The sequence below is a fragment of the Chryseobacterium oryctis genome (assembly GCF_025971925.1).
In the GTDB taxonomy this organism is placed as follows: Bacteria; Bacteroidota; Bacteroidia; order Flavobacteriales; family Weeksellaceae; genus Chryseobacterium; species Chryseobacterium oryctis.
Map to the genome: position 1 here is coordinate 279,270 of NZ_JAPDHV010000004.1, position 12,897 is coordinate 292,166.

Below are 12,897 nucleotides of genomic sequence, written 5' to 3' on the forward strand. Positions count from 1 at the left end.
TTATTGAAAAAGCATTCTTTTCGTTTAATGATTTTGTTAAATTGATGTACTTTATCATTTGTTTAAAACATTATGAAAGTAAGACTTCTTATATTCATTTTTTTACTTTTTAATATTTTTCTAAAATCTCAAAGTTTTAGTTGTGAAGATTTTTTACAAACTATAGAAGGGAATTTGAGAACAAAAATTGATCTTGTAACTGAGGAATATTTTAATTTGTTTTTAAAGGATAGCATAAAAATTCCTGAAAAAAATGAAAAAGAAATTCATTTTCTTCAAAACGAATTCAATAAAAAATATCCAAACAGAATTACTAAACATTGTATCAATTCAAAAATATTTACCGAAGGTAAAGTTGAATACTCTTCATATTGTAGTGAAAAGACTAATATTGTTTTGATTGATAAGGTTGAAAATTATTATATTTTTAATTTAAAGGCATTTGAAATTGATGATTATTTGCTTTTTAATATAAATAATGAAACATTATATTTTTTCAATTCAATTCCGGTGATATTGGACAACGGAAATACTTTAATTGAAATAAAATTTGGTTCAGAGTATTCGCACGGAGTAAATATCTATAAATTTGAAAACGAAGGTCTTAAAAATTTTAATGTAGAATTTTCTAGACAATATAATCTTGAGAAAAGCTATATTATAAAAGACTGGGCAAATAGAGCTAAAATTTTGTTGAAATTAGTAAGATATGATTTAAAAGAAGTTTCAAATACATTCAAAGATGGAGTGAAGTACGAATATGACAAGGAAAGATATTGTCGCAAATTTTTAGTAATTTCAAAATAATACTGCAGATAACATAGGTTTTGCAAAATGTGGGAGAATATCGTAATTTGAAAATCTTATTCACCTCTACTAATACTTTTTTCCAGTTATGAATAATATTTTTCAACACAATTTGCCATAATTTCAAATGAAAAATTTAATTTTGTGATAGTATCAAATGATAGTATCATAAAATGAAACCACCATATAACATAACTTCAGAAATTTTAAAACTTATCAGTGTAATTTCAGAAAAAATTGGAGAGGTAAATGCAAAATATTTAATTAAAACCAATCCAACTTTAAGAAAGCAAAACCAGATTAAAACGATTCATTCCTCATTAAGTATTGAAGGAAATACTCTTACAGAAGAACAAATTACTGCAATTATTGAGAACAAAAGAGTAGTTGGGCCGGAAAAAGATATTCTTGAAGTTCTTAATGCATTGGAGGTTTATAAAAATATCAGTAAGCTAAAACCTCATAGTGAAAAAGATTTCTTATCTACTCATAGGCTTTTGATGCAGAAACTCATTGAAAATCCTGGGAAATATAGAAATCAAGGAGTTGGAATTGTTAAAGGTTCAAAAGTTGAGCATGTAGCTCCACCATTCGAGAATGTTCCGTTTTTGATGAAAGATTTATTTGAGTATCTGAAAGATAAAACTGAATTAGCATTAATCAAAAGCTGTGTATTTCATTATGAAATGGAATTTATTCATCCTTTTTTAGATGGAAATGGAAGAATGGGAAGATTGTGGCAGACTTTAATTTTAATGCAGGAATATCCTGTTTTTGAGTTTCTCCCTTTTGAAACGTTAATTTCAAAGAATCAGGAAGAGTATTACAGAGCTTTATCTCAGTCCGACAAGGAAGGGAATTCAACAAAGTTCATAGAATATATGTTGAAAGTTATAAATCATTCTTTGTCGGATTTGCTTGATAATTCTGCTAAAAAACCATCAGAGGATGATCGAATAAGTATATTTCTAGAACATTGTAAAAATGAGTTTACGAGGAAAGAGTATATGAATTATTTTAAAGATATTTCATCAGCAACAGCAAGTAGAGATTTAAAAAGTGCTGTTGATAAAAAGTTAATCGTAAAATATGGAGATAAAAAAACGACAATATATACAAAATATAATAAAGCGTGAAAGGTTATATGGATAAAATAAGGGGCAAGATGCTAAAGTAAAACTCCAATATTACCTTTACAAAATATATCAACCTTATCAATATGGAAAATAACTACCTTGAAATAAACAAAAACTCTTGGAACGCAAAAGTAGAGCCTCATCTGAAATCGGATTTTTACTTTGTTGATGAATTTTTGAATGGAAGAAACTCTCTTAATTCTATTGAACTTGAGCTTTTAGGAGATGTAAAAGATAAAAAGATATTGCATTTGCAGTGTCATTTCGGGCAAGATTCTATTTCTTTGTCAAGACTGGGAGCAAAAGTTATAGGAATTGATTTGTCTGATAAAGCGATTGAAGCAGCAAAAGATTTAGCTCAGCAATGTGGTACAGATGCTCAATTTATTTGCTCAGATGTTTATAATCTTCTCAATGTTTTAGATGAAAAATTCGATATTGTATTTACAAGCTATGGAACAATTGGGTGGCTTCCGGATTTGGAAAAATGGGCAAATATTATTAATCATTTTCTGAAACCTGAAGGTAAATTCATTATGGCAGAATTTCATCCTGTAGTGTGGATGTTTGATGATGATTTTAAAGGAATTACTTATAATTACTTCAACGAAAAACCAATTGTGGAAACCTATGAAGGTACTTATGCCGATTTTTCAGCAGAAATTGTTCAGGAATATGTAATGTGGAATCATTCTTTGGCAGAAGTACTTCAAAATCTGATTAATAAAGGTCTAAAAATTGAAAATTTTCAGGAATTTGATTGGTCTCCGTATCCGTGTTTTAGGCATATAGATGAGTTTGAAAAAGGAAAATGGAGAATTCCTCAATTCGGAAATAAAGTACCTTTGGTATATGCTTTAAGTGCAAGAAAAAAGTCATTGTAATTCAAAATTACAATGACTTTTAACTATATGAATGTTAAAATAAATTTTTTAGTTTAAAGAATCCTCGGCTTTAGTTTTTACCTCGTCTACTTTATTTTGAACCTGGGATGCTACATCATTTGCTTTATTCTTCAGGTCATTTCCCCATTTGTTAAGGTTGTCTTTCGCTGTATTGATTTTATCTTTTACTGCTTGTTGCTCTTCAGGAGTTGATTTTTTATATTTCCAATAAGCCAAAGCTCCTAAACCTAGTAGAGCTAATAAACCTTTTGCTTTATTATTTCCCATGATTTCTAATTTTTATTATTAATATTAAAATTTGTTATTAAAGATAATGTAAAATGTGTGCCAAAAAATTAAATGGAATTATAAAAAAATGTTAAAATTAACTGAAAACTTCAAATTTTTCTCCATCAAAACTTGCAAAAACCATAGTTGGATAAGAGTCTTGATGGTACATATTTCCGTTTTTATCAATAGCAATAGCACCTGCGAAACCATCAATGGTTTTTAATTCGTCAAAAGTTTTAGTAAAGGCGTTTTCCAATGACATTCCGTCTGTAACTCTTGTCACGATTTTTGTGGCAGTGGCATTACTTACAATATCTTCACCTACGCCTGTACAACTCACGGCACAGAATGAATTGGCATAATTTCCTGCAACCGTTGCAGAATCAGAAATTCTTCCGGGAATTTCAAATCCTTTTCCTCCTGTAGAAGTGGCAACTGCTAATTTTCCGTTTTTATCAATAGCAACACAGCCAACAGTTCCTTTTCCTCCGTTATTCAGTTTAGCTTCATATTCTTTTCTTCTTTGTGTAATTTCAGTCGAAAAATTTTCAAAACCATGTTCTGTAGCATAAATTTTTGCTCCGTTTCCTCCTAAAACTCTGTCATCTTCTTTCATCAGTTCTTTAGCAACAAAAATCGGGTTTTTTACATCCTGAATATTAATAACTCCGCTTAGTTTTTGAGTTTCGCCATCCATAATTGCTGCGCTCATTCTTATCACACCGTCACTTTGAATCTGAGACCCGATTCCTGCATTGTAAAGCTCGTCATCCTCCAGTAAAGAAACAGCATAAGCAACCGTATCAAAAGCGGAATTATTTTGCAAGTATTCAAAGGCTTTTTGAGCTATACTTTTCAATGAATTTTGTTTGGCAACTTTTACTTCATTGCTCTGGTCGCTTTCTGAGAAAAAACCACCGTGTATTATTAATTTCATGTTTTAAATTTGAGATTTAAATATATAAAAAAAGTGAAGAAAAACTTCACTTATTATTTATCTTGAGGTACTGGGTTAAACTGAGAATTTTCAATCGTCATTGTTTTCGTAGTTAAATCATAATGGTCGTTCATCGACATGACATGAACCGTTAAATTATCAATGGAAATAGGCTCTCCAAGGTTGATATTTGTAAGGTTGGTATCCTTAATAAACCTTCCGTCAACTAAAATTACAAGTCCTGAACCAATGGCAGTCATTACATCATTATAGATGAAAAGTCCGGTGTCTTCTCCCAAACCGATTCCTAAAGTTCTCGGATTATTTACTACAGCCTGAAAAAGACGCCCAATCCTTCCTCTTTGTACAAAGTGGGTATCAATGATTACGTTATCGATTAAACCTAAACCTTGTGTTGTTTTGATTTCTCCTTTCAGTAGAGCTTCTGAACTACTTCCCTGATAAATCATATTTTCAGAGGCTGCAGCAGCACCTGCAGAAGTTCCGGAATAAATAAAATCTTCTTCCTGATATTTTTGTAAGATGATATCATGAAATTTTGTTCCTCCAAGAATAGAAGTTAATCTTAATTGGTCGCCTCCTGTAAACATTACAACATCTGCAGCATTGGCTCTTTCTGCAATTTCTTCAGAATTTGCTTCCTCACGGTTGTGAATATCAAGTATGTTCACATTTTTGGCTCCTAAAAACTCAAAAGCTTTTTTGTATTCAGCTCCTACAATTTGAGGAATTTGAGATGCGGTAGTTACCACTTCAATTATTGAATCTTCTTTGTGCTTCGATTCATTAATGATTTTTCTTAAGATGCCTCTTTCAAAAAAATTAAGATTCTTTTCTATATTTTGGTCGAAATCTGTTTCTGTAAAACTTCCTTTGTTTACAGCTCCTCCGATAACGATTAATTTTCCAACGGGTTTCATCATAGTGTGCAAATTTAAAAAATAAATAACATTTGGCGAAATTCATGCCATATTTTAATTGATTTTGAGGGTTTTAGGATTGTTGATTGATTTTGAAGTTTTTTTGATAATTCTTTAAATGAGATATCGTTTTGTTTAGACTTTTACATTATCTTTGATTATAAGTGAAGTTATAGTTAACGATTAAACATGAAGAAAAATTATGAAAATTGAAAAGATACAAGCGTTGAGAGGTCCAAATATTTGGAGTATAAGAAGAAAGAAGCTGATACAGATGAGATTAGATCTCGAAGAACAGGAGAGTTTTCCTACTAATAAAATAGAAGGCTTTAGGGAAAGAATAGAAAAACTATTACCGTCTTTAATTAGTCACAGATGTTCTGAAGGAGTAGAAGGTGGTTTTTTTCATCGTGTGGAAACCGGAACATGGATGGGGCATGTTATAGAGCATATTGCGTTAGAAATCCAGACTTTAGCAGGAATGGATGTGGGGTTTGGCAGAACTCGTGAGACGAAAACTCCAGGAGTTTATAATGTTGTATTTAATTATATTGAAGAAAATGCAGGAATTTATGCAGCTGAGGAAGCGGTAAAAATAGCTCAGGCTTTGATTGATAATAAAGAATATGATATTAACGCATGTATTCAAAGATTAAAAGAAATAAGAGAGCGTGTTCGTTTAGGACCTTCAACGGGAAGTATTGTGGAAGAAGCGGTTTCGAGAAAAATTCCCTGGATTCGTTTGGGTACAAATTCTTTGGTTCAGCTTGGTTATGGTGTTAATCAGCAAAGATTTCAGGCTACAATTACAGGAAAAACAAGTTCAATTGCTGTTGATATTGCATGTAATAAAGAATTAACTAAAAGAATGCTTCATGATGCAGCAGTACCTGTTCCAATAGGTGATTTGATTGTTGATGAAGAAGATTTAGAACGAGTAATCAGAAAAATAGGATATCCGATTGTATTAAAACCTTTGGATGGAAATCATGGTAAAGGTTCTTCAATTAATGTAAATGATTGGGAAACGGCTAAAATTGGGCTGGAACATGCTCAGAAATATTCCCGAAAAGTAATTGTCGAAAAATTTATTACTGGATATGATTTTAGAGTTTTAGTCATTAATAACAAAATGGTTGCAGCAGCAAGAAGAGTTCCTGCTCATGTTGTAGGTGATGGTGAACTTAATCTTCAGCAACTTATAGATAAAGAAAATAAAGATCCTAGAAGAGGATATGGACATGAAAATGTTTTAACTGAGATTGAAGTTGATAAAGACACAACCGAACTTCTTGAGAAACTAGATTATACCTTAGAAACGATTCCGCATAAAGGAGAGGTGGTTTATTTAAAGTCAACTGCAAACCTTTCTACAGGAGGAACTTCTATTGATGTGACGGATATGGTTCATCCTGAAAATATCACAATGGCTGAAAGAATTTCCAAAATAATAGGATTAGATGTTTGTGGAATTGATATTATGGCTGAAAATCTTACTCAACCGTTAAAAGAAAGTGAGGGAGCTATTATTGAAGTAAATGCGGCTCCGGGATTCAGAATGCACCTTGCTCCAAGTGAAGGACTTCCGAGAAATGTTGCTGCACCTGTAGTAGATATGCTTTATCCGCAAGGTAAACCTTTTACCATTCCGATTATTGCGGTTACAGGAACAAACGGAAAAACAACGACAACAAGACTGATTTCTCATATTGTTAAAAACAATGGATATAGAGTAGGTTTCACCACGTCTGACGGGATTTATATTCAAAATACAATGTTATCTAAAGGAGACACAACAGGCCCTCTTTCTGCTGAATTTATCTTGAAAGATCCTACTGTTGAATTTGCTGTACTGGAAACAGCCAGAGGTGGAATTTTACGTTCAGGATTAGGTTTTTCTCAATGTGATATCGGTGTTTTGACAAATATTAAGGAAGATCATTTAGGTCTGAATGATATCCATAATCTGAAAGATTTAACCAGAGTAAAGAGAGTAGTTTTAGATAGCGTAAAAAAGAATGGTTGGAGTGTAATGAATGCTGATGATGAATATTCAATGAAGATTGTTAATGATTTAGATTGTAATGTAGCCATTTTTAGTATGGATGAGAATAATCCCTACATCAAAAAATTTGCAAAAGAGGGGAGAATTACATGCGTTTATGAGGAAGGTTTTGTTACCATAAAAAAAGGTGATTGGAAGATTAGAATAGGTAAGGCAAAAGATTTCCCGATTACGATGGAAGCTAAAGCTAAATTTATGATTGAAAATGTCTTGGCTGCAAGTTTGGCAAGCTATCTTTATGGTTTTGAAATCGAGCATATTTCAAATTCCTTGAGAACTTTTCTTCCAAGTGCACAACTTACTCCGGGAAGACTTAATATTTTCAAATTCAAGAGCTTTAAAGTTTTAATCGACTTTGCTCACAATCCTTCAGGATACGAAGCCATTGAAGATTATCTTAAAAATATAGAATCTACGAAGAAAATAGGTATTATTTCTGGAGTTGGGGATAGAAGAGATGAGGATATCAGAGAATGTGGTAAAATTGCAGGAAGGATGTTTGACCATATTATTATCAGAAATGAAAAACATCTTCGCGGAAGAACGGAAGACGAAATTAACGGATTGATTATTGAAGGAATGCAATCTTCAGGAAGAGACATTAGTTACGAAATTATACCAAAAGAAATTGAAGCTTTAAAACATGCTATGGGAATGGCAGAAGAGGGTACATTTATTACAGCTTTAAGTGACGTAATTTCTAATGCAATTGATTTGGTTCAGGAATATCAGGCTAGAGAATTGCTCGAAGATGATAAAGTTTAATTATATAACTTAAAAATATCGGGCGACTTCAAAGAAGTCGCCCGATATTTTATTTATCAATTGTTATTTTTCTCCAAAAAAAGCATTGGAACTGCCAATCCAGATTGCGTCTTTTTTATTAAAATCTACATTTACCATTGCTGCTTTCGTCATTCGTGCTAAATTTTCCAATAAAATAGGACGCTCATCATTTTCTTTCCAGATATAAAGCAGTCGAATTTCTGCTTTTGAAAACTCACCATTAATATCTTCAAAAACAGATTCATAATTTACTTTTCTTTGTAAAATATAGTTTTCTTTATCCTCTATAGAATTGATGATTTCTTTTGTCGGATTTAAGTTTACTCCGCTTCCTGCAAAAGAGAATAAAGGTTTTAAAACAAAATTTTCAAGATTCTCTGTTTCCGGAAACTCATGAAGGAAATAGCTTTTCGGAACGTATTGATGTTTTAATAATGGTAAAAGAAATTTCGAGATTTTGAAAAACCAATTAGGATGTGTCACCCAAGTTACATCAACATCTTCACGAAAATCAAATTCAGTCTTTAAATCTGGAATCCTGTTTAATTCATCAAAAATTACACGATTGTATATTCTTTTAATTTCTATAAGCTTTCCACTGTTTTCGTAGAAAAGCTTTCGTCCTTCTTTTTTTAGTTTCGTAAGACAAACTGTTTTTATTCCTAATAATTTTTCAGTAAAAACGAAATCTATTGCTGTTTTTTGCTTTTCAGGATAAATCTCAAGCAGAATTACATTTTCAGGGTTTTCGTTGCCTAGAATAAGTTCTTTTAAAGAATCTTTAAACTCATTATCGGGCATCGGGTTTTTAATTTCGGAAATAAAAGGGTAAACCCCACAAAATGTTTGTTCAAAAACTTTTTGAAAAGCATATAATGAAGGAAATGCTTGTAACTCAATAAGCTGAGGCTCAATTTCTCCGTTTTCATTTTTGCAGATTCCAAAATCAATAGTAAAAAAATGAGGTTGTTTTGTATCATTCGGAACTTTGCAGCTTTCAGGAATAGCTTTTTCTAATGTTCCTTTTGGTAAAGCTTTGATTTGGGAAATAATACTTTCACTTGCATCAATCAGTTTGTTTTTGAACTCATTGGTAAGAAAAATTGGACTTTCAGAGATTCTGAATCCAGGCTCTAAGCCACTTTTCTGTTTTAGAGACTGTTTAAATTGTTCATATTTATCCTGAGAGAATTCTTGGTTAAATTGTTTTCTGTATTTTGAAATCATATTCTCTTTCTTTGTGATTTTAAAAAATCGAGCAGTTTTGCCCGATTTTATTATTGTTAGTTTTATCTAATGTTTCATTTAAGCCATTACTTCAGAGCCTTTCAGAATGTTTTTTTTTGCAAACTGTAGAAATCTGGGTAGAATCTGTGCCTGAGTCAGGATAATTTTATCTTCATCATCCATTCTGTCGATAGTTTCCAGATATTTTTCCATTCCGAAATTTTCAATCATGGCTTCTTTGTTTTTGTCATCTTTAAGGTTTTCCATCATGCTTTCAGGGTTCGCTTCTGGATGAAACTGAGTTCCAAAAATTTCTTCTGAAAAACGAATTGCCATTACAGCTCTTTCCAGATTGATATGAGGACGGAATTTCTCAATTGCCACGATCTTCATTCCTAATTCTTCAAATCGATCATAATTGGGTTCTATAAATTGGAATGCTCTAGAATCAACAGCATAAAAAGGATCTGGAAGATTTTTGAATAAAAATTCTTGTTCTCCTTCCTCTGTTTTGTGAACAGGCATTACCCCAAATGAATAAGATTTTCTTTTGCAGATATTTCCTAATTTCCAATGAATACTTGCCAATTGGAATGAATGACAGATTAAAAATAAATATTTTTTATTCTCACTATATTTATTATGCTCAAAAACTGAATCTAAAAAATCTGAAAATTTATCTTCCCATTCAAAACCTTCTCTATGCGGATTTCCGGGACCTCCTGATGAAATAAAAATGTCAAAATCTTCAATATTTGGGATTTCGTTTTTATATCTTACATCGAAAGTTTCAATAATTACATTTTCTTCAGATTTCAGTTGAAAAGCCTCTGAAATTTCTTTAATATTTCTAAAACCTTGATTTACATGGTTGTTATTCATGTCTAACAAAGCAATGCGAATATCGCTCATATTACTTTACTTTTTTGCAAAGTTATCAAAAATATTATGAATCAGATTCGCCATACATTATGCCGTATTCTGTTTCAGATATCATATAATCAACAACTTTCGTTAAATCACCAGTTTCTTTAAAGATTTGAAGCTGTCTGTCAGCTCCTGTTCCGTTTTCTAATATTTTCCATGCATATTCTACCTCCGATCTGCATCCCAACTCATCCACAACATCATCAATAAACTCAAGAAGTTCTTTCAATAACTCAGGATAAGGTACGGATTCTTCTTTACCAAAATCGATAAGGTGAGCTTCAATTCCACTTTTAGAGGCTCGCCATTTATTCTCATTTAATAGTAACCTTCTATAACTCCTGAAACTCAAATTTTGCTGATGCAGTTTATAAATTTTAGCGACTAAAGCCTGCATGATTGCAGCTAAGCAAACCGTTTCATCAAGCCTTAAAGGCATATCGCAAATTCTAAACTCAATAGTCGGATAGAAAGGATGTACCCTCAAATCCCACCATATTTTTTTAGCATTGTCAATTGTTCCGGTCTTTACTAAAAGGTCAACATAACTGTCAAATTCAGCCAAAGAATTGAAATAACTAGGAATACCTGTTCTCGGAAATTTTACGAAAATCTCCTGTCTGTAAGACTTAAAGCCTGTATTTCTGCCTATCCAAAAAGGTGAGTTGGTAGATAAGGCGTAAACGTGAGGAAGGAAGTATCGCATTACATTTTGAATTCTCACACCTTCTTCACGATTCGGAATTCCGATATGTACATGAAGTCCGAAAATAAGATTTCCTCGAGCTACATCTCCCATATCATCTACAATTTTTATGTAGCGTTCACCATTAGTAATGGTGTTGTGTTCCCAATTTGAGAAAGGGTGAGTTCCTCCTCCTGAAACGCGAAGACCCTGCTCATGAGCTGTTTTGATGAGGTGTCTTCTCAGGTTTGTTAATTCTTGCCTTGCTTCCTGAATATTCTGACAGATTCCAGTCTCCATTTCAATCATGGATTCATGCATTTCGTGTTTTAAATTTTCACTTAAAACAGCTTTTCCTCCTTCAATAATTTTCGAAACATGAGAGACTAAATCTCTGCTCTCAACATCAATAATTTGATATTCTTCTTCGATTCCGATGGTAAATTGATGCATTTCTTTTCGTGCTTTTTAATTTTTATGTTTTTTTATTTTGCTGAATCTTTTACAAAAGTTCCCCAAGAAATATTTGGCTTTCCTGGTATATATTCTTTAGCTTTTTCAATTGCCAACTTTGCCGAATGCTCAACAATCCAGGCAAAATTTTCTTCACCTACAGAATTTTTGTCTGCATCGGGAGCTGGATTGCAGAAGTCGATTGCATAGGGAATTCCGTCTCTCACGGCAAATTCAACGGTGTTGAAATCATATCCCAAGGCTTCATTCATTTTGATAGTATAATCGTGAATTGTTTTTAATAATTTTTCCAATTCTTCGCCTTGAGTCTGATGTGTTGTTGCATATCTTAAATGATGGGCATTTCTAGGTTCATAAGGCATGATGTGAACATATTTTTTTCCTAAACAATACACTCTGTAATAATCGTCGAAAATAATTTCTTCCTGAACCATCATTACCAATTGCTCTGTTTCACTAAGTTTTGCCCATAAATCTTCAGGACTATCTACTCTGTAAACGTTTCTCCAGCCTCCTCCGTCATGAGGTTTCATGTATGCAGGAAAACCAACATAATTGAAAATATAATCCCAATCATGAGGAAACTTCAGATTTCGGAAGGACGTTTCGGAAGTGTTTGTTGGTCTTTCGTGGGAAGGCAATAAAACTGTTTTTGGAAGTGGAATGCCTAGTTTTGACATCAATGCATTATTGAAAAATTTTTCGTCTGCGCTCCACCAAAAAGGGTTGTTGATAACGTAAGTTCCGTTTAACGCTGCATTCTTTAAATAAGCTCTGTAGAAAGGAACATCCTGTGAAATTCTGTCGATAATCACTGCGTATCCGTAATCTGCACCTTGTTCCAGCTTGTCGATAGTGACTGGTTCGGCAATGATTTCACCACCTCCTAATTCGTTTACTTTATCAATGAAAGCCCAAGGAAAAGTATCCTCCATTCCGAATAGAATTCCAACTTTTTTTGCCATAATTGTATTTTTTAATGTTGTATGTTAATATTTTAGAGTAAGATTTAAAAATTTAAGAGAAATATGCTCCAATAAATGTTGGTAAAACCATTCTCCAGAGAGGCCAATCATGATTTATCCATTTTCTTTCATCATACCAGAAGTCGATACCTTTTGAAGCTAAAATCTCTGCCATTTCGATATTTTTGTCTTTACAGATATCTTGGTCTGAGGTACTTAAAACAATATGCATATGTTTGTATTTCCATGCTTCGTCATTTCTTACAAACTCTCTTGGGCAATTGAAATAAACCAACTCATCGGAATATCCGTCCATAAAATTTCTTATACTGAATGCGCCAGAAAGACATAATAAATGGGATACTACATCTGGAAATCTGAAGGCAAAATTGGCAGCATGATATCCTCCAAAACTTGCTCCCGCAACAGCAACTCTGTGTGTATTGTGAACTTTTTGGATGTAGGGAACAAACTCCTGAATTAAGAACTGAACATATTTTTCATAATTTTTTATTCTTTGTTGTGGAGAGATTTTATCATCGTAAAAACTCCATCCATCAATAGTCTGAATGTTGTATAGTTTTACTTTTCCCTGTTCTATAAACCAATTGATACTTCCGTTTAAATGAAAATCATGGTTTTGGGTATATTGTCCCTGAGAAGTTGGGAACATAATGATTGGGTAACCGTAATGTCCTGTAACTTCTACCTTAAGACTCATTCCTAAAATATGGGAATAATAGTCTGTATGCTCTATTTGTGGCATTTTTTT

Annotated in this window: 12 protein-coding genes; 4 read left to right on the forward strand and 8 right to left on the reverse strand. The window is 32.5% G+C overall.

Translation table 11 applies throughout. The annotated features are described in order from the left end of the window. Positions 1 to 72 precede the first annotated feature (72 nt). The 3 genes from OH806_RS11050 to OH806_RS11060 all read left to right on the forward strand — a co-directional run bounded on the left by OH806_RS11050 (position 73) and on the right by OH806_RS11060 (position 2,827). Positions 73 to 807, forward strand: coding sequence for a hypothetical protein (locus OH806_RS11050; RefSeq protein WP_264743740.1), 735 nt, complete (start codon positions 73 to 75; stop codon positions 805 to 807). Positions 808 to 980: 173 nt separating this feature from the next. Then, entirely contained in the window at positions 981 to 1,943 is a 963-nt protein-coding gene (locus tag OH806_RS11055; protein ID WP_264743741.1) for a Fic family protein, read from the forward strand. Positions 1,944 to 2,026: 83 nt separating this feature from the next. Beyond that, entirely contained in the window at positions 2,027 to 2,827 is an 801-nt protein-coding gene (locus tag OH806_RS11060) for a class I SAM-dependent methyltransferase (RefSeq protein ID WP_264743742.1), read from the forward strand. A gap of 48 nt (positions 2,828 to 2,875) precedes the next feature. Here OH806_RS11060 and OH806_RS11065 read toward each other — a convergent pair whose 3' ends face one another. The 3 genes from OH806_RS11065 to OH806_RS11075 form a co-directional block, all read right to left on the reverse strand. Next, positions 2,876 to 3,115 carry a YtxH domain-containing protein gene (locus OH806_RS11065; protein WP_264743743.1) on the reverse strand — a complete coding sequence of 80 codons (240 nt, stop codon included), beginning with the start codon at positions 3,113 to 3,115 and terminating at the stop codon, positions 2,876 to 2,878. Positions 3,116 to 3,212: 97 nt separating this feature from the next. Next, on the reverse strand, positions 3,213 to 4,055 hold the full coding sequence (locus OH806_RS11070; RefSeq protein WP_264743744.1) for an isoaspartyl peptidase/L-asparaginase: 843 nt from the start codon (positions 4,053 to 4,055) through the stop codon (positions 3,213 to 3,215). A gap of 53 nt (positions 4,056 to 4,108) precedes the next feature. Beyond that, entirely contained in the window at positions 4,109 to 4,996 is an 888-nt protein-coding gene (locus OH806_RS11075; RefSeq protein WP_264743854.1) for a cyanophycinase, read from the reverse strand. Positions 4,997 to 5,198: 202 nt separating this feature from the next. Between OH806_RS11075 and cphA the strand changes: the two genes are divergently transcribed. Continuing rightward, positions 5,199 to 7,826, forward strand: a complete 2,628-nt coding sequence (gene cphA / locus OH806_RS11080) for a cyanophycin synthetase (protein ID WP_264743745.1) — start codon at positions 5,199 to 5,201, stop codon at positions 7,824 to 7,826. 63 nt (positions 7,827 to 7,889) lie between these two features. Here cphA and OH806_RS11085 read toward each other — a convergent pair whose 3' ends face one another. From OH806_RS11085 to OH806_RS11105, 5 genes are all read right to left on the reverse strand, one after another. Continuing rightward, positions 7,890 to 9,074, reverse strand: a complete 1,185-nt coding sequence (locus tag OH806_RS11085) for a hypothetical protein (RefSeq protein WP_264743746.1) — start codon at positions 9,072 to 9,074, stop codon at positions 7,890 to 7,892. A 78-nt stretch (positions 9,075 to 9,152) separates the two neighbouring features. Then, the gene (locus OH806_RS11090; protein ID WP_264743747.1) at positions 9,153 to 9,986 is read right to left on the reverse strand and encodes a type 1 glutamine amidotransferase; all 834 of its coding nucleotides are present in this window, start codon (positions 9,984 to 9,986) and stop codon (positions 9,153 to 9,155) included. A gap of 34 nt (positions 9,987 to 10,020) precedes the next feature. Beyond that, on the reverse strand, positions 10,021 to 11,139 hold the full coding sequence (locus tag OH806_RS11095; protein WP_264743748.1) for a carboxylate-amine ligase: 1,119 nt from the start codon (positions 11,137 to 11,139) through the stop codon (positions 10,021 to 10,023). A 32-nt stretch (positions 11,140 to 11,171) separates the two neighbouring features. Next, entirely contained in the window at positions 11,172 to 12,125 is a 954-nt protein-coding gene (locus tag OH806_RS11100) for an ATP-grasp domain-containing protein (protein WP_264743749.1), read from the reverse strand. 52 nt (positions 12,126 to 12,177) lie between these two features. Continuing rightward, entirely contained in the window at positions 12,178 to 12,891 is a 714-nt protein-coding gene (locus tag OH806_RS11105) for an alpha/beta hydrolase-fold protein (protein WP_264743750.1), read from the reverse strand. Between the last annotated feature and the right edge of the window lie 6 nt (positions 12,892 to 12,897).